Source organism: Alteromonas sp. R7, from assembly GCF_055755235.1.
Genome location: NZ_JBVTQX010000008.1, coordinates 67,244 through 83,114, shown reverse-complemented (window position 1 = coordinate 83,114; position 15,871 = coordinate 67,244). Strand labels below are relative to the sequence as shown.

At 45.1% G+C, this 15,871-nt stretch carries 15 protein-coding genes; 9 read left to right on the top strand and 6 right to left on the bottom strand.

Features of this window, described 5'->3' with window-relative positions; all coding sequences use genetic code 11:
• Nucleotides 1-237: 237 nt before the first annotated feature.
• The gene (locus AC0J2X_RS14065; protein ID WP_472996139.1) at nt 238-1,236 is read right to left on the bottom strand and encodes an adenosine deaminase; all 999 of its coding nucleotides are present in this window, start codon (nt 1,234-1,236) and stop codon (nt 238-240) included.
• 322 nt (nt 1,237-1,558) lie between these two features.
• Here AC0J2X_RS14065 and AC0J2X_RS14060 point away from each other — a divergent pair, with 322 nt between their 5' ends.
• A complete protein-coding gene (locus AC0J2X_RS14060; protein ID WP_472996138.1) occupies nt 1,559-2,890 on the top strand; it encodes an NCS2 family permease in 1,332 nt (443 codons plus the stop codon).
• Nucleotides 2,891-2,997: 107 nt separating this feature from the next.
• Here the strand turns inward: AC0J2X_RS14060 and AC0J2X_RS14055 are convergent, their stop codons facing one another.
• From AC0J2X_RS14055 to AC0J2X_RS14045, 3 genes are all read right to left on the bottom strand, one after another.
• Nucleotides 2,998-3,255 (bottom strand): hypothetical protein, encoded by a 258-nt coding sequence (locus AC0J2X_RS14055; RefSeq protein ID WP_014949075.1) that lies wholly within the window; start codon nt 3,253-3,255, stop codon nt 2,998-3,000.
• Nucleotides 3,256-3,355: 100 nt separating this feature from the next.
• The gene (gene puuE / locus AC0J2X_RS14050) at nt 3,356-4,285 is read right to left on the bottom strand and encodes an allantoinase PuuE (RefSeq protein WP_202942471.1); all 930 of its coding nucleotides are present in this window, start codon (nt 4,283-4,285) and stop codon (nt 3,356-3,358) included.
• A 1-nt stretch (nt 4,286) separates the two neighbouring features.
• Nucleotides 4,287-4,931: a TetR/AcrR family transcriptional regulator gene (locus AC0J2X_RS14045; RefSeq protein ID WP_014949073.1), complete on the bottom strand. Its 645-nt coding sequence runs from the start codon at nt 4,929-4,931 to the stop codon at nt 4,287-4,289.
• A gap of 408 nt (nt 4,932-5,339) precedes the next feature.
• Here AC0J2X_RS14045 and xdhA point away from each other — a divergent pair, with 408 nt between their 5' ends.
• The 7 genes from xdhA to AC0J2X_RS14010 are packed head-to-tail and all read left to right on the top strand — an operon-like array spanning nt 5,340 to nt 13,523.
• Entirely contained in the window at nt 5,340-6,785 is a 1,446-nt protein-coding gene (gene xdhA, locus AC0J2X_RS14040; RefSeq protein WP_472996137.1) for a xanthine dehydrogenase small subunit, read from the top strand.
• Nucleotides 6,778-9,144, top strand: coding sequence for a xanthine dehydrogenase molybdopterin binding subunit (gene xdhB / locus AC0J2X_RS14035; protein ID WP_472996136.1), 2,367 nt, complete (start codon nt 6,778-6,780; stop codon nt 9,142-9,144). The genes xdhA and xdhB overlap by 8 nt, the downstream gene beginning before the upstream one ends.
• Entirely contained in the window at nt 9,141-10,040 is a 900-nt protein-coding gene (gene xdhC / locus AC0J2X_RS14030) for a xanthine dehydrogenase accessory protein XdhC (RefSeq protein ID WP_472996135.1), read from the top strand. Before xdhB ends, xdhC begins: the two co-directional genes overlap by 4 nt.
• The gene (gene uraD / locus AC0J2X_RS14025) at nt 10,030-10,533 is read left to right on the top strand and encodes a 2-oxo-4-hydroxy-4-carboxy-5-ureidoimidazoline decarboxylase (RefSeq protein ID WP_472996134.1); all 504 of its coding nucleotides are present in this window, start codon (nt 10,030-10,032) and stop codon (nt 10,531-10,533) included. The genes xdhC and uraD overlap by 11 nt, the downstream gene beginning before the upstream one ends.
• Nucleotides 10,534-10,591: 58 nt before the next feature.
• Nucleotides 10,592-10,918, top strand: a complete 327-nt coding sequence (uraH, locus tag AC0J2X_RS14020; RefSeq protein ID WP_014976192.1) for a hydroxyisourate hydrolase — start codon at nt 10,592-10,594, stop codon at nt 10,916-10,918.
• Nucleotides 10,919-10,923: 5 nt separating this feature from the next.
• Nucleotides 10,924-12,216, top strand: a complete 1,293-nt coding sequence (gene guaD / locus AC0J2X_RS14015) for a guanine deaminase (RefSeq protein WP_039225686.1) — start codon at nt 10,924-10,926, stop codon at nt 12,214-12,216.
• Nucleotides 12,217-12,263: 47 nt separating this feature from the next.
• Nucleotides 12,264-13,523 (top strand): urate hydroxylase PuuD, encoded by a 1,260-nt coding sequence (locus AC0J2X_RS14010; protein ID WP_321825312.1) that lies wholly within the window; start codon nt 12,264-12,266, stop codon nt 13,521-13,523.
• 43 nt (nt 13,524-13,566) lie between these two features.
• Here the strand turns inward: AC0J2X_RS14010 and AC0J2X_RS14005 are convergent, their stop codons facing one another.
• On the bottom strand, nt 13,567-14,844 hold the full coding sequence (locus AC0J2X_RS14005; RefSeq protein ID WP_110287928.1) for a diguanylate cyclase: 1,278 nt from the start codon (nt 14,842-14,844) through the stop codon (nt 13,567-13,569).
• 293 nt (nt 14,845-15,137) lie between these two features.
• Here AC0J2X_RS14005 and AC0J2X_RS14000 point away from each other — a divergent pair, with 293 nt between their 5' ends.
• On the top strand, nt 15,138-15,413 hold the full coding sequence (locus AC0J2X_RS14000) for a putative quinol monooxygenase (protein WP_014949064.1): 276 nt from the start codon (nt 15,138-15,140) through the stop codon (nt 15,411-15,413).
• 49 nt (nt 15,414-15,462) lie between these two features.
• On the opposite strand, the gene AC0J2X_RS13995 is transcribed toward AC0J2X_RS14000, so the two are convergent.
• Nucleotides 15,463-15,822: a winged helix-turn-helix transcriptional regulator gene (locus AC0J2X_RS13995; RefSeq protein ID WP_014949063.1), complete on the bottom strand. Its 360-nt coding sequence runs from the start codon at nt 15,820-15,822 to the stop codon at nt 15,463-15,465.
• Nucleotides 15,823-15,871: the final 49 nt, after the last annotated feature.

Here is a 15,871-nt window from a genome sequence, read left to right as displayed (position 1 = left end):
TTTGCAGCGGTCTGTGTGCCATCTAGACAAGGCGAATGTTTGACGGTTTAGTGGTTCTAAATCGAGAACATTCAACGCAGTATAGATGGCACAAAGGCGCTGCCCGAAGGGGTCGTTATGGAAGCCTTTTACTCTTTGTCACAGTCCTTTAACTTAGCCCGCTAGGCTTGCAGGACTGTTTCGCGATTAAAAGGCTTCCATTTAGACCAAAATTCGTACACCAAAAGTCAACAGGCCCTAGGCTGAAAGAACCTTTTCAACAAGCTGGTTTTTCTGCTCCTGCGGTAAAAAACTTGCCTTAAAGCTATTTGCTACCAACGTACGAACTGTTTTTTCATCAATACCCAGCGACTGGTGCAACGCTTCAAAATTGTCATTTAGGAAGCCACCAAAATACGTAGGATCATCAGAGTTAACCGTGACCAGAAGCCCAGCATCAAGAAGCTGGACAATATTGTGGTCTTTCATATCATTTATCACACACAGCTTGAGGTTACTTAACGGACAAACAGTGAGTGGAATTTGTCTTTTTTTCAAGAGATCCATAAGCGCCTCGTCTTCTTGGCAGCGCACACCGTGGTCAATACGATCAACGTCCAATAGCTCGATGGCTTCCCAAATGTAAGATGCCGGTCCTTCTTCTCCAGCATGGGCGACAATTTTAAATCCCAGCGCTTTGGCTTTTTTGAATACGCGTTCGAATTTTGACGGCGGATGACCAAGTTCGGAGCTATCTAACCCTACCGCTGTAATGTGCTCGTAATAAGGCTCTGCTGCAGAAAGCGTATCGAAGGCAGCATCTTCTGGCAAATGGCGAAGGAAAGACATGATTAAATAGCTACTGATACCGTATTCATCTTTTGCTTTTTCCATCGCCTTCAAAAAGCCTGGCATGAAAATATCGAAACCTATGCCACGCTCTGTATGGGTTTGCGGATCAAACATAATTTCTGTGTGGACGATATTGTCCTCATGACACCGCGTTAAGTATTCCCACATTAAAGCAAAGAAATCATCCTCATCGCGAAGCACGCCCGCCCCTGCATAATATAAGTCAAGGAAGCTTTGTAGATCTTCAAAGTTATACGCCGCTTCTATCTCTTCCACGCTAGCATAAGGAAGTGATACACTGTGCTTTTCAGCTAGGCGCCACATAAGTTCAGGCGTTAAGCTACCTTCTATATGCAGATGCAGTTCGGCCTTTGGAATGTTTTTAATTATTGATGACAGCGACATGGCCCCTCACTTATTTGCACCACAACAATGCAATGGCATTTAATTGGTGCGTAATAGTTTATCTTTAATGCTATCTGTAAACGAGTTCTATTGCTCATTTAGGTTTTGTTTGCGGTTTTTTTGACTTCATCTATGTTGATTACTAACCGTTTGGCTGGCTTTGTGCTGCCTGGCTAGTGACCTTGAGTCACGCAATGGCTATTAGTTAGTCATTGTACTGAAAAGTAAGTTAGCACAAAACACACCAACAAGTTGACTAATTGGTCAGTTTATTGCTTTCAACGCACAAAACACACAATGAAATACTAACAGAGAACTCTTGATGTCCAACAACGTAATCGAACGGCTATTTAAGCTGCAGGAACACGGAACAACAGTAAGAACAGAGATCATTGCAGGACTTACTACGTTCGCAGCCATGTCTTATATACTCGTGGTGAACCCAGGTATTCTTGGGTTAAGTGGCATGCCCGTAGAGGGCCTAATTACAGTGACAGCAATAGCGGCGTGTATTGGCACTTTAATGATGGCGCTAATGACTAACTACCCTATTGCGTTGGCCCCAGGCATGGGCTTGAACGCCTTTTTCGCGTTTACCATTTGTCTTGGTCGTGAAATCCCATGGGAAGCAGCGCTTGGTATTGTTTTCTGGAACGGCATTCTCTTTTTACTCCTTTCTCTCACCGGAGTTCGAACCAAAATAGCCGAGTCTATACCTCCTTCTCTCAAAATCGGCGTGCAGTGTGGCATAGGTTTGTTCATTGCCTTTATCGGCCTTAAAAATGCGGGGCTGATTGTTGATAATCCTGCAACCTTCGTACAGCTTGGCGACCTTTCTGAGCCAGCAGTAATGTTAGCGCTCATCGGCATTATCTTTACTATCGTTCTTATGGTGAAACGCGTTACAGGCGCTATCTTAATCTCTATCGTAACACTCACCTTAATTGGTGCTTTTATCCCCACTGAAAACGGTATCTTAACTGCAACGCCTTCTGCTGTAGTTGGCATGCCAGAATCTATTTCAAACACCTTTATGGCAATGGACTTTTGGTACCCAATTGATCACCTTGCGGAAACGTGGGACCTCATTTTCGCACTTATGTTTGTGAACATGTTCGATACTATTGGCACCTTAATCGGCGTATCTCGAAAAGCCAATCTACTTACTCCCGAAGGCAAGCTACCGAAAATTGGCTCAGCAATGACAGCCGATGCATCAGCGAGTATTGCTGGCGCATTAGTGGGTACATCTCCAGTAACTAGCTATGTGGAGTCCGCTACAGGAGTATCGGCGGGCGGCAGAACCGGACTTACCGCAGTAGTGGTTTCAATCTGCTTCTTACTCTCGCTATTTTTAACACCGCTCATGAAAGTTATCCCGCTAATGGCCACTACGCCAGCGCTATTGATGGTAGGTATTTTAATGATGGAATCTATTCGACAGGTTGATTTCGACGACTTAGGTGCGTTAGCCACTGCTTCTGTTGCACTTATCGCCATGCCGCTCACATTCAGCATAAGCGAAGGCATTGCCCTTGGTTTTATTACTTATGTTGGCATTAAGGTAGGTACGGGAAAATTTAAAGAAGTAACACCGCTCACTTATGCACTGGCGATTGTTTTCTTATTACGATACTTATTGGATTTAAAATAATTCAACGGCGCTTATTGCGTGCCTGTAAGTTAACGCTTTAGATACAAAAAAGGTGGCTTTCAACGCCACCTTTCTTTTTAAACTAGGCAAGTGAAAAAGATATACGTTTACTTCAATCCATCGTAAGTGAAGGTAACGGCTTTATCACCCATAAATACGATTTTAACGTGCTTACTGTCTTCATTGCCCCATGTACATGCCATGGTACCCATTGTTTTTCCGCAGTTGTCAGCTGACCCTAGAATTGCTTCAACTTCGTCCTGAGACATACCCATTTCTAATTTATCGTAGTTTTCTTTAGTCAGCTTTGAGCATGCTGTCAGCGCTAGCGCCCCAAGGGCAATAATGGCTAGTTTTGTTTTCATGGTTTTGTCCTTTATTAAGTGAAGGCGATAGCGCTCCATTTGTTTCACTTTCGTCTCTTCACTTTACTGTACTTCAAATATAGTAGGCGTACTGTAAACGCTACGTACGCAGCTTGTCACCACCATCTTTAGGATGAAGCTCCAACCAGTGACGGGCAATTTGCTCTCGTGTCGCTAGCCATACTTTATCATGAGACTTAACGTACTCGATAAAGCGCTTAAGTGCGGCGAGTCGAGCAGGCCGTCCTATTATGCGATTATGAAGGCCGATAGATAGCATCTTGGGCGCTTCTTCTCCTTCTTCATACAACACGTCAAACGCATCTTTTAAGTAGGTGAAAAACTGTTCCCCACTGTTGAAGCCCTGAGGCGTGGCAAAGCGCATATCATTGGTGTCTAACGTGTACGGCACCATCAATAACGGCTTACTGTAATGGCAATCGTAGTAAGGCAAGTCGTCAGCATAAGAATCGGCGCAATATAAGATATCGTCGCGCTCTGCAATCAACTTCAGCGTATTCGGACTCGTTCTTCCTGTATACCAACCTACAGGTTTACTGCCTGTTAACTGCTCATGAAGAATAATCGCCTCATCAATTTGTTTACGCTCTTGCTCTTCGTCCATGTCTTGATAATGCACCCAGCGCATGGCATGGCTGGCGATTTCCCAACCTGAATCCATCATGGCTTTTACGGCGTCAGGGTGTCGTTGCATAGCCATAGTGACGCCAAACACAGTAACAGGAATGTCGTATTTATTAAGCAAACGGTGTAAACGCCAAAACCCTGCACGACTGCCGTATTCGTAAATAGACTCCATGCTGAGGTGGCGATCTTTGTACGCTTGTGCGCCGATAATTTCCGATAGGAATATTTCCGACGCCTCGTCACCATGAAGCACGCAATTTTCGCCACCTTCCTCGTAATTTAATACGAACTGAATCGCGATTTTTGCGTCGCCCGGCCACTTTGCGTGAGGTACATGTTGACCGTAACCAACCAGATCACGAGGGTAAACAGACTCTGTCATGCTACACCTCGAAGTTTTCTGGCACAGATAACCCACAGCCACCGAGCACGAGTTTTACCACTTGTTTTGTAGCGTCTTCAAAATCTGATTTTGTCATCTTTTTACCGCGTAGACGGGTTATTTGCGCAGAGAAGTCAGCATAGTGCTGGGTACTAGCCCAAATAGTGTAAAGCAAATATTCACCTTCAACAGGTGGCAGTTTGCCGGCCTTTACCCATGCATCAATAACCGCAAGTCGCCCTTTCATCCAAAGCGCATGCTCTTCATCAAAGTAGCCACTTAAGTTTTGTGCACCATTGATAATTTCCATCGCAAAGATCTTTGAGGCCATTGGATGCGTTCGCGACACTTCCATTTTCTCGGCGATATAATTGGCGAGTACCTCGGCTGGGTCGTCTTCTACTGTGGCTTTATCAAAACGTGAGTTCCACAGCGAGAGGGTTTCTTCTAGTACCGCTACGTAGAGCTCTTGTTTTGTTTTGAAATAATACAAAACGTTAGTCTTAGGAAGTCCTGCTTCATCAGCAATTTTTTGTACTGCTGTGCCTTTGAAGCCAAACTGTGCAAAACATTTTTCAGCGGCTTGGAGTATTTTTCTTCTGTTCATAGCGCCAACGCCAGCGTCAGCACTTTTTACCTTCATCATTATTATTAAAATTCCTTTGCAATCTACTTTGCAAGCGCACGGGCAGTATAAATGCTGCATGCCTTTTCGATAGGTTAGCATTTATTGCCGACGAGTTGCTATGCTCTTATAGATCATACATACCCTATGCAGGGAGTGTTAACCATACTAAAACACGAATTACGCGAATAGTTCAAAACCTTGCACGAATCTTGCCTTATTCTTTATTAACAAATCGACGTAGTGCTTAGCAAAAGAAAAATAGAAAGGTATCACTTCTTTTTTTCCAATCAAATTTGCGCAAAATCATGGCCTTTTAGAACTCGGCCTTTTTTTATAAGCAATAAATTGACCAAATGGTCTACTTTTATTGAAAAAATACAGCTATATTAATGAATACAAGAATGAACATAACAAGAAGGTGTGAGTATGATTCGCTTTCTAATAAATAACGATGTCGTTGAATTAAATGAAGCGCGGGCCGACCTCACCCTTCTACAATTTATTCGCGAACATCGCAAAAAAACAGGCACAAAAGAAGGCTGTGCAGCAGGAGACTGCGGTGCATGTACCGTAGTACTTGTGGAACCAGCCTCCTCAAATAGCGCTGCAAAACTTAATTATCGAACAGTGAATAGCTGCATCACGCTAATGAGTGCAGTTCATGGGAAGCAGCTTTTATTTGTTGAGCATTTGAACGATGGTAAACACTTACACCCCGTACAGCAGGCGTTAGTTGATCACCATGGTTCTCAGTGTGGCTTTTGCACACCTGGTTTTATCATGTCGATGTTTGCCTTATATCACAGCAATACAAAACCAAATCGCGACGATGTGCTGCACGCTTTATCAGGCAACTTATGTCGCTGCACAGGCTACCGCCCTATTATCGATGCTACGATGGAGGTGTGCGAACAAACACCTGTTGATCAATTCACTGCACGCCAAGCTGCCACCCTTTCTACATTGCTATCATTATCTGGTGAGAAACCCACTGGTACGGGAAATATCCATACGCCAACGTCTCGCGAAGAACTGAAGACTCTGATTCAAGCGCATCCAACTGCACAGCTAGTCGCTGGCAGCACGGATTTAAGCCTTCAGTTCACGCAACAGCTAAAAGATGTAGAAACGCTTATCAGTATGACGCATATTGATGCACTAAAACAATGCACTAAAAGCGAGCATTCTCTTATTCTTGGTGCAGCTGTACCGCTAAATGATGCGGCACCTTTATTACTAAATGCATTTCCGCAAGTGGCTGAGCTTGTTACCCGATTTGCTTCGTTGCCTATCCGCAATCAGGCTACCATTGGCGGTAACGTGGCTAACGCTTCCCCTATTGGTGATATGCCGCCGTTATTACTCGCATTGAATGCCATACTGCATTTAGATAACGGCGAGAGCGTTCGTATGATCCCAATTAGCACATTCTTCACAGGCTATCGCGAGACCATGCTGGCGAAAGATGAATGGATAAGTGCAATAGAAATACCATTGAAACAGCCCAATCAAGCATTAGCTGCATATAAGATATCGAAACGATTTGAAGATGATATTTCTGCAGTATGCGCCGTATTTAATGTCACACTCGACAACGGCAAGGTAGAAGCCATTAACAGTGGCTTTGGTGGTGTGGCAGCAGTTCCGTCAACCTGCAATGCGTTAGAAAACGTTTTGAAAGGTAAGCAGTTCGCTAGCAACGAATGTTTAACGTTGGGCAAACAAGTCTTATTCGATGCATTTTCACCTATCGATGATGTGCGCGCTACAGCCCAATACCGTAAAACTGTTTTAGCTAACCTGTGGCATCGCTTCTGGTTAGAGAACCAAACAGCAAACCAAATTGAAACACGGGTGGTGCAGCATGCGTAAGTTAATTGATGCCCCTAATCCACTGCAACAAAACGACAAGCAAAGTGTCGTTCATGTATCTAAAAAACACGAGAGCGCAACACGCCAAGTACAAGGCAGCGCAAACTATGTTGACGATGTTATTGAACCTCAAGGCACTCTTTATGCTGCAGTTGGTGTAAGCCAATGCGCAAAAGGTACGATTAACTCGATAAATCTTGACGCTGTTCGCCAAAGTGAAGGCGTTGTAGATGTGGTTACGATTGACGACGTGCCTGGCCATAAAGATATTGGACCTGTGTTCGAAGGCGATCCGTTACTTGCTAATGGCGAAATCAAATTCTTCGGTCAGCCTGTATTTGCAGTGCTTGCCACTTCGGTAAACCTTGCCCGACAAGCTGCGCTAAAAGGGAAAGTAGAGGTGAGTGAAGCCAAACCTATACTTAGTGCCGAAGCTGCCCACCAGCAGCAAACGTTTGTGCGTCCCCTACATCGGTTTGGCCAACATACTGACCGCGTTGAAAGTACATTTGAAAAAGCGATCCACCAAGCACATGGCACGCTCAGTATTGGTGGACAGGAACATATGTACTTAGAAGGACAAGTGAGCCTTGCGATCCCTGATGAAGAAGATCGCATGAAAATCTATACGTCTAGTCAACATCCCAGTGAGGTACAAAAACTCGTTGCCGAAGTGCTCGATGTAAAATTGCACCGTGTAATGGTAGACATGCGACGTATGGGCGGCGGCTTTGGCGGAAAAGAAACGCAAGCCGCGCAATGGGCCTGTATAGCGGCTCTACTGGCATCGCGCAATCAATGTGCGGTTAAGCTTCGCTTACCACGCTTCACCGATATGCATGTTACTGGCAAACGTCACCCGTTCGAAAACGAGTTCGACGTGGCCTTTGACGAGACAGGTAAAATTGAAGCCACCCGCATGACAATCAATGGTATTTGTGGGCACTCGCCTGATTTATCTGACGCCATTGTCGATAGAGCCATGTTCCATGCGGACAATGGTTATTTCTTAGGTGATAGCGACATTGTTGGCCACAGATTGCAAACCAATATGGTATCGCACACCGCTTATCGAGGCTTTGGCGGACCGCAAGGTATGATTATGGCTGAAGCCGTGATTGATAAAATTGCCCGTGCTATTGGCAGCGACCCCCTATCGGTAAGAAAACGAAATTTATACGGCACCACGACAGGTAGTTTTACCCCCTACGGAATGAAGGTAGAACATAACCTTCTGCCCGATATGATTGCCGAGCTAGAAGAAACCGCTCAGTATTGGCAGCGCCGTGAAGCTATTGCAGCATTTAATCGCGAAAGCCCGGTGATTAAGAAAGGTTTAGCGCTAACGCCTGTTAAGTTTGGCATTTCATTTACCGCGAAGCATTTAAACCAAGCTGGCGCTTTAGTGCACATTTATACTGATGGTAGTATTCAGGTGAACCATGGTGGTACTGAAATGGGCCAAGGGCTTCACACCAAAATAGGCCAAATTGCAGCCAATGAATTTGGACTAGATTTGGATATGATTGAAGTCACTGCAACACGCACTGACAAAGTACCTAACACTTCACCAACAGCAGCTTCAAGCGGCACTGACTTAAACGGAAAAGCCGTACAAAATGCATGTATTACGCTAAAAGCCCGTTTGGCCGAGTGCTTTGCCAAAAGCTTAGGTCTAGAGGACCGCGCTGGCGACGTGCTATTCATTAATGAGCACGTGGTATTGGATGAGCACAAAATTACCTTTACCGAGCTTGTGCAGCAAGCGTATTTTGCTCGTGTATCTTTGTCTTCAAGCGGTTTCTACAAAACCCCAAAATTACAGTATAACCGCGACACCGGTGAAGGCCGTCCGTTTTTCTACTTTGCCTACGGCGTTTCAATGAGTGAAGTCTCTGTCGATACACTTACCGGTGAATATACGGTAGATAAAGTTAACGTCCTCCACGATGTTGGCAACAGCCTTAACCCTGCCATTGATATTGGCCAAATAGAAGGCGCGTTTATTCAAGGTATGGGTTGGCTTACCACAGAAGACCTTAAATGGAATGAAGCGGGTAAGCTGATAAGTGAAAATATGGCGACCTATAAAATTCCAGCTATTGGCGATACGCCAAAAGAGTTTAATGTGAAGCTGTTTGGTAGAAAGAACGCTGAAGACAGCATTTACCACTCAAAAGCGGTTGGCGAGCCACCATTTATGCTGGCTATTTCAGTGTGGTGCGCCCTTAAAGACGCCATATCTAGCCTATCTGGCTACACAGTTGATCCGCAGCTAGATACACCAGCCACACCAGAACGGGTGTTAAATGCAGTAAGTGCTATGCAGCAGTCGTCCAGTCGAGGCGGTGTTTTATGACACTCACGGCAGCAAAGTCATCTCGCGCGCCCCAATCATTTCGTGCAACAAACTGGTATGAGGGAATAGCCGAATGCCAAGCGCGTAATGAAGGCTATGTGCTTGTGACTGTGGTTGGCACTGCAGGCTCTACGCCTCGTGAACCCGGTAGTAAAATGGTGGTTACCGCTTCACAGAGCATCGATACCATTGGAGGCGGGCACCTTGAGTTTGATGCCATTGCCCGCGCACGAGAGTACCTTGCAAAGGGCGAAGCATGCACTGAACTTCACAGCTACCCGTTAAGCAGTTCTTTAGGACAGTGCTGCGGCGGCGCAGTAAAGGTGCTATTTGACGTGTGTAACGTTCATCAGCAGCACATCGCCATTTTTGGTGCTGGCCATGTTGCAAAAGCATTGGTGCCTATTTTGGCTCAATTGCCTGTACGCATTTCGTGGATAGACAGTCGCGAGGAACTGTTTCCATCGTCTTTGCCTGCCAACGTGCACAAAGTCGTGGAAGAAGCACCAGAGAGCGAAGTTAGACACCTTGATGAGAACAGTTGGCTGATTATACTCACCCACGATCATCAATTGGACTATCGCATTACAGAGCAGGCGTTAAAGCAACCTTCCCTCCCCTTTGTTGGGTTAATTGGTTCAGACACCAAAGCAAAGCGCTTTATTACCAAGCTGACTCAACGTGGGTTTGACGACAACGCGCTGGCAAGGCTATTTACGCCAATAGGTAACCGAGATATCCCTGGCAAGCAACCAATTGAAGTCGCCGTTTCTATATCTGCGCAAATTATCGAGCGTCTTCATGTAAAAGAAGTAACGGCAGGCAACAGTAGCAAAGACAGTGAGAAACCCGCTACAGCGCTTCACAAAGAAAAGGACACCACCAGTGACACTTAAAGAATTAAATACGCTAAGCGCTGAAGAGGCGTCTTCTTGGTTTGAGCAATGCTGCGCGGCGAAAACCTGGATTTATCAAATGGTAAAAGCACGCCCCTACAGCGACAAGGACGCACTTGTTAATCAAGCGAAGAGCGCGTGGGCCAAATGCAGTGATGACGACTACCTTGAAGCTTTTACGGCACACCCCATGATTGGCGACGTTGATTCGTTGCGCAAAAAGTTTGCAAATACCAAAGCCATTGCTGCGGGCGAGCAGTCGGGTACAGCCAGCGCGTCCGAGGCCGTTTTACACCAGTTAAAAGAAGCCAATCACGCCTATTTAGACAAGCACGGGTTTATCTTTATTATTTATGCCACCGGTCTTTCTGCGCAGACTATGTTAGAAGCATTACAAGCTAGGCTACCCAATACCACACAGCAAGAGATTACCAATGCTGCTGCAGAGCAAATAAAGATAACCCTATTGCGTATTAACAAAGCGCTGGATTAACCCCCGTATTTTCAAAAAAATGGTCAATACGCATTGAATAGTTTTTAAGGAAAACAGTATGAATACGCTTTCTAGCCACGTACTCGACACTACATTAGGTAAGCCAGCACAAGGCATTGCCCTTACACTTACACTACCTGACGGTAGCACCCTTTCGGGTGAAACGGATAATGACGGGCGTTTTAACAACTGGGGCGTTGAAGACGGTTTTGCCGCAGGCGTTTATACCCTGCGCTTTCACTGCAAGCCTTACCTTGTAGAAACGCATGGCAAAAGTTTCTACCCACACATTGATATTACATTTGAACTTGATGAGAATGGCGGCCATTATCATGTGCCACTTCTTATCTCTCCATTCGGTTTCAGCAGCTACAGGGGCAGCTAACAAACATGCAGCTTTTTCGTGCAAGCATTGCGCACTTTCCTAACCAAACTACACAGTTCGATAATGACATCGCTATATTCAAAGACGGTGGTTTGTTAGTAGACAATAAAGAAATAAAAGACATTGGCACATTTGAAGAGATAGCAAAGCGCTACCCGGCTGCCACTGTGACAGATTTTTCAGGCAAGTGGATTTTGCCAGGTTTAATAGACAGCCACCTGCATTATCCGCAAACACAGAGCATAGCTCATTATGGCGAACAGCTGTTGAGCTGGCTTGAAAACTATACGTTTCCCACAGAAATGCAGTTTGCTGACAGTGAACACGCTAAAACCATTGCTAACGTATTTTTGCGCCAATTGCTAAAGAACGGTACTACCACAGGTTTTGTTTTTACTACGGTTCATAAAAGCAGTAGCCACGCATTATTTAGTGCAGCAAGCGAAATTGATATGGCAATTGTGGCCGGTAAAGTATGTATGGACAGGAATTGCCCTAGTGCGCTTAATGACTGCGCCGACACAGCACAAGCTGACAGTGCACAATTAATTGAAACTTGGCATAACAAGGGCCGCAACCGCTATGCGCTAACGCCCCGTTTTGCGCCAACCAGTACTGAAGCGCAGCTTGCTGCATTAGGGGAACTTGCCAAGCAGTATCCCGACGTTTTCATTCAAACACACTTGTCTGAGAACTTAGACGAGATTGCATGGGTGAAGAGCTTATTCCCTAAAGCGGACGGCTACTTAGATGTATATGACACCTACAGCCTTGTGCGTGAACGTGCGGTGTTTGGCCATGGCATTCACCTTACGCCTAACGAATGGGCACGCTTAGGCGAAAGCGGCGCTACGGTGGCCTTCTGTCCGACATCTAACCTGTTTTTAGGAAGTGGCCTTTTTGATATGACCGCAGCGCGTGCTAACAAGGTCCATGTGGCCATGGCCACCGATGTGGGTGCAGGCACTACGTTTAACATGTTTAAAACCTACGGCGATGCATACAAGGTTAGTCAATTGCGCAGCGAGCCCATCAGCCCGTTAGAAGGCTTTTATCTTATGACCCAAGGCGCGGCCGTAGCTCATGCGCTTGATCATGAAATAGGCAACTTAAACCCAGGCACCACCGCTGACTTTATCGTTGTTGAGCCTAGGTTTGACGAATTGACACAATTGAGAATAAAAGAAGACGCGGACTTTGACGATGTGTTTTTTGCCTTGAGTATTTTAGGTGATGACCGCGCTATCGACCAAACGTGGATAAGCGGCACCTGCCGCTATAAAAAAGAACATCATTAATAACAGGCTGCTGTAGGGCCTTTGGGCCCTAAATAAGGAGAACAATAATGCCGTGGCTAGATTGGATAAGTTTATTTGTACGTTGGTTCCACGTTGTAGCGGGTGTAGCGTGGATTGGCGCGTCGTTTTACTTCATTTGGTTGGATAACAATCTACGCACGCCACCTAAATGGAAGCAGGATAAAGGTATCAAAGGCGACTTATGGGCTATTCACGGTGGCGGCTTTTATGAGGTCGCAAAATACGCCTATGGCCCAGAGAAAATGCCAGAAACACTGCACTGGTTTAAGTGGGAAGCCTATACCACGTGGTTATCGGGCTTCGCACTACTCATAATTGTTTATTACTTTGGTGCTAGCGCTTATCTTATCGACCCTTCGGTAAACGCCATGTCACCGACCACGGCAATATCTTTAGGTTTAGGGTTAATCTTTGGCGGACTAGCCTTATACGAATTTGCTTGTCGCAGCCCATTGGCAAAATATCCACTTGCCTTCGGTATTGGATTAGTCGCGCTTGTTTGTATTGTCAGCTACCTGTCTACCCAGTGGTTTAGCGGTCGCGGTGCCTATATTCACGTTGGTGCGCTTATTGGCACTATCATGGCAGGGAATGTCTTTTTCAACATCATGCCGAACCAGCGCAAAATGGTAGCAGCTGTAGCCGATAAGAAAGATATTGATCCTACTTGGGGTGCGAGCGCTAAATTGCGTTCGGTACACAATAACTACTTTACGCTGCCTCTGCTGTTTATCATGATTTCAAATCATTACCCCATGACGTATCAACACCCGCAAAATTGGCTGGTACTCATTGCGATAATGGCCGCTGCCGCTTGGATACGTCATTTCTTTAACTTGCGTCATGTGGGCATCACTAAACCAGGTATTTTAGTGTCTGGCGCAGTCGCTATGCTAGCAATAGCGCTATGGGTGTCATGGCCTCAGTCGCCATCACATACATCGAATGAAGGACATGAAGATGTGAGCCTTGTCGATGAAGTAGGTAAAAAAGTAACGGCTAACAATGCAGTCGCCCAAGCGAGTTCTGAAGTAAGCAATGAGCGCGTAGTAAGCTTAATTACAACCCATTGTGTGGGTTGCCACTCGCGCACGCCAACCGACGATATCTTTAAAGTCGCACCTTTAGGCGTAATATTAGATACATGGGAAGATATTGAAAGGTTTGCGCCACAAGTGGTTCGAAGAACCACTGTGACCAAAGACATGCCATTTTTAAACAAGACAAAAATGACAGACGAAGAGCGTCAGGAAATAGCGCGCTGGTTCGCTCAAAGACAAAAATAGAATGGCGAAAGCGATGTAGATATCGAGTCTCAGGAATAGCTGTCTACATCGCTTTATCAATCGCGGTTAAAACTTGCTGATAACGCTTTTTTCCGTACATTACCTCATCGGCCTTATCTAGCCATTCCTGCACGGTTTCAATCCCTTCGCTCCACTCAACCCAGCCAACACTGAAGCCAATTGGTACTACCTTATTGCCATCTACATTAACTTCAAAGTCGCTTTGGGCAACCCTATTAAAAAAAGCTTCCGTTTCCTTTTCACCCGTGCCATAGAGCAAGATGACAAATTCATCTCCTCCAATACGACCGAATCTATCACTATCACGCAGCAAACTACTCATTCTTTCAGAGAACTCAACAAGCGCCTTGTCTCCTACCTTGTGACCATATTTATCGTTAATTTCTTTGAATTTGTTTAAGTCTATATAAACAAGCGTTGACGTTTGTTGGCCACGATCCATACGAGAAATTTCGTCACTTAACTGGCTAAATATCTCTCTCCTATTGGCAAGTCCAGTGAGCGAGTCGGTTTTCGACAGGTGCTCTAATTTAGTGACGGCGCTCATCAGAGCTTGTTGCTGCGTTTTCTCTCTTGTTATGTCGTCGGCCGTACCTAAAATAAGCGACTGCATTTCACGGTCGTCAAATATCAAGCTTCCGCGATCGTGAAGGTACTTCACTTCGCCTTTCGAGTCGTATATACGATATTGAATATCCCAATTCTGCAAAGGGCGTTGACTGAACAGTTTTAACACCCGTGCTTTATCATCTTCATGTACATGATCAATAAAGCTCATAGGGTTACAGTAAAGTTCGTACTCGTTGCGACCGAATATGTTTGAATAGCCATCGTTAACGTATTGCAGTTTAGACAAGTCTGGCGTCGCCACCCATATAAACGTTCTATCAGAAAATGCGCTAACAATTTTGCTAAACAAGGCATCAACTTGAAAGAGCTCAGACTGGATGCGCTTTTTCTCGTCGATATCTTCCACAATAGAAATAAAATAGTCTGGGTTGCCGCGCTGATCTCTTACTAAAGACACTGTTAACTTCGCCCAAACTTGCTCGCCATCGCGCCTTACATATCGCTTTTCAATCGCATAGTCATCGATATCACCTGCCATCAGGCGCTCTAAGTAACTTAGATCTTCATCAAGATAATCTGGCGCAGTTAATTCTTGAAAGGTTAACGTCGTTAGTTCTTCGTCAGAATATCCTAAAAAATCACACAGTCGCTTATTTACACGTATAAAGCTTCCATCCACGCTTACGTGAGCGAGCCCAACAGGACAAAAGTGAAAAGTTTTTTCAAACATAGGGCATCGCCCCGTTCGGTAATTGCATTCCGTCGCCTCAAGAGGTGGCACTCAAAGGATAATGAGCACCCTTTTATACTTTAGTATAAATCATTATAGATTAACTTTTTTCATTCGCTAAAAAATGCATCTAAGAAAAAGGCTTAGATAGCGTCTAACTGCGACATAGCGGTAAAAGGCATTTGATGGTGGAGATTGCTTTTCACCTGAAAAAAGTTGCTAGTCAGCTTTAAACGCTAACCATTACTCCGTTAGTTGCCTATGTTAGCGTTTTTTCTCAATAGGACAGTAAAATGATCGAGTTTTCAGTCGTAATCTATTCTCAACCAAACCAACAAGATGCACTTTTAGACGCATTGTTACCCTTGGTTAAATCAAGCCGAGAAGAAGTCGGCGCAGTGATGTATGACCTACATGCAAGTGAAGAGGGTGTATTTGTTATTACGGAGAAATGGCAATCTCAGGATGCCCTTGATGCTCATGAAGCTACTGAACACTTTGTTGGTTTCCAAGAAAAAGCCGGAGAGCTTGTTGAAAAAGTACTTCGATTACCGCTAGTGTCGGTCTAGCTCTTTATAAAGCAAATGCGGTGAGATAAATGCTCACCGCTAGCGGTATTTAATCGTTCGTGTGGTTTTCAGACCAGACTCTTAGCTGTTCAAGAATATCTAGCGCTGAGCGCCCAAACTCGGTGAGACTATAAGCAACCGCAATTGGACGAGAGTCGATAACGTTGCGGATCACCATACCGTTGTTTTCCAGCTCTTTAAGGCGCTGATCGACCATCTTCCGGCTGGCGCCGCCAAGCATTCTACACAGGTCGTTAAATCTAACAGGCTCATCTTTGAGATGATAAATAATAGAACCCGTCCACTTTCCACCAATTAGGCGCATTCCACGCTCTATAGCACAAGGCTCTGTGCACGTATTTAGAACGGTTTTTCTACCCTTAGCGTCTGTTTTTATTTCACTTTCCATCTATTTTCCTAAAAAAGCCACCTAGTTACTAAAAGTATACTAATTGTTT

Coding starts and splice junctions, on each gene's coding strand:
- AC0J2X_RS14065 (WP_472996139.1), bottom strand. CDS start 1,236: ATGTCGCTGTCATCAATAATTAAAAACATTCCAAAGGCCGAACTGCAT.
- AC0J2X_RS14060 (WP_472996138.1), top strand. CDS start 1,559: ATGTCCAACAACGTAATCGAACGGCTATTTAAGCTGCAGGAACACGGA.
- AC0J2X_RS14055 (WP_014949075.1), bottom strand. CDS start 3,255: ATGAAAACAAAACTAGCCATTATTGCCCTTGGGGCGCTAGCGCTGACA.
- puuE (WP_202942471.1), bottom strand. CDS start 4,285: ATGACAGAGTCTGTTTACCCTCGTGATCTGGTTGGTTACGGTCAACAT.
- AC0J2X_RS14045 (WP_014949073.1), bottom strand. CDS start 4,931: ATGATGAAGGTAAAAAGTGCTGACGCTGGCGTTGGCGCTATGAACAGA.
- xdhA (WP_472996137.1), top strand. CDS start 5,340: ATGATTCGCTTTCTAATAAATAACGATGTCGTTGAATTAAATGAAGCG.
- xdhB (WP_472996136.1), top strand. CDS start 6,778: ATGCGTAAGTTAATTGATGCCCCTAATCCACTGCAACAAAACGACAAG.
- xdhC (WP_472996135.1), top strand. CDS start 9,141: ATGACACTCACGGCAGCAAAGTCATCTCGCGCGCCCCAATCATTTCGT.
- uraH (WP_014976192.1), top strand. CDS start 10,592: ATGAATACGCTTTCTAGCCACGTACTCGACACTACATTAGGTAAGCCA.
- guaD (WP_039225686.1), top strand. CDS start 10,924: ATGCAGCTTTTTCGTGCAAGCATTGCGCACTTTCCTAACCAAACTACA.
- AC0J2X_RS14010 (WP_321825312.1), top strand. CDS start 12,264: ATGCCGTGGCTAGATTGGATAAGTTTATTTGTACGTTGGTTCCACGTT.
- AC0J2X_RS14005 (WP_110287928.1), bottom strand. CDS start 14,844: ATGTTTGAAAAAACTTTTCACTTTTGTCCTGTTGGGCTCGCTCACGTA.
- AC0J2X_RS14000 (WP_014949064.1), top strand. CDS start 15,138: ATGATCGAGTTTTCAGTCGTAATCTATTCTCAACCAAACCAACAAGAT.
- AC0J2X_RS13995 (WP_014949063.1), bottom strand. CDS start 15,822: ATGGAAAGTGAAATAAAAACAGACGCTAAGGGTAGAAAAACCGTTCTA.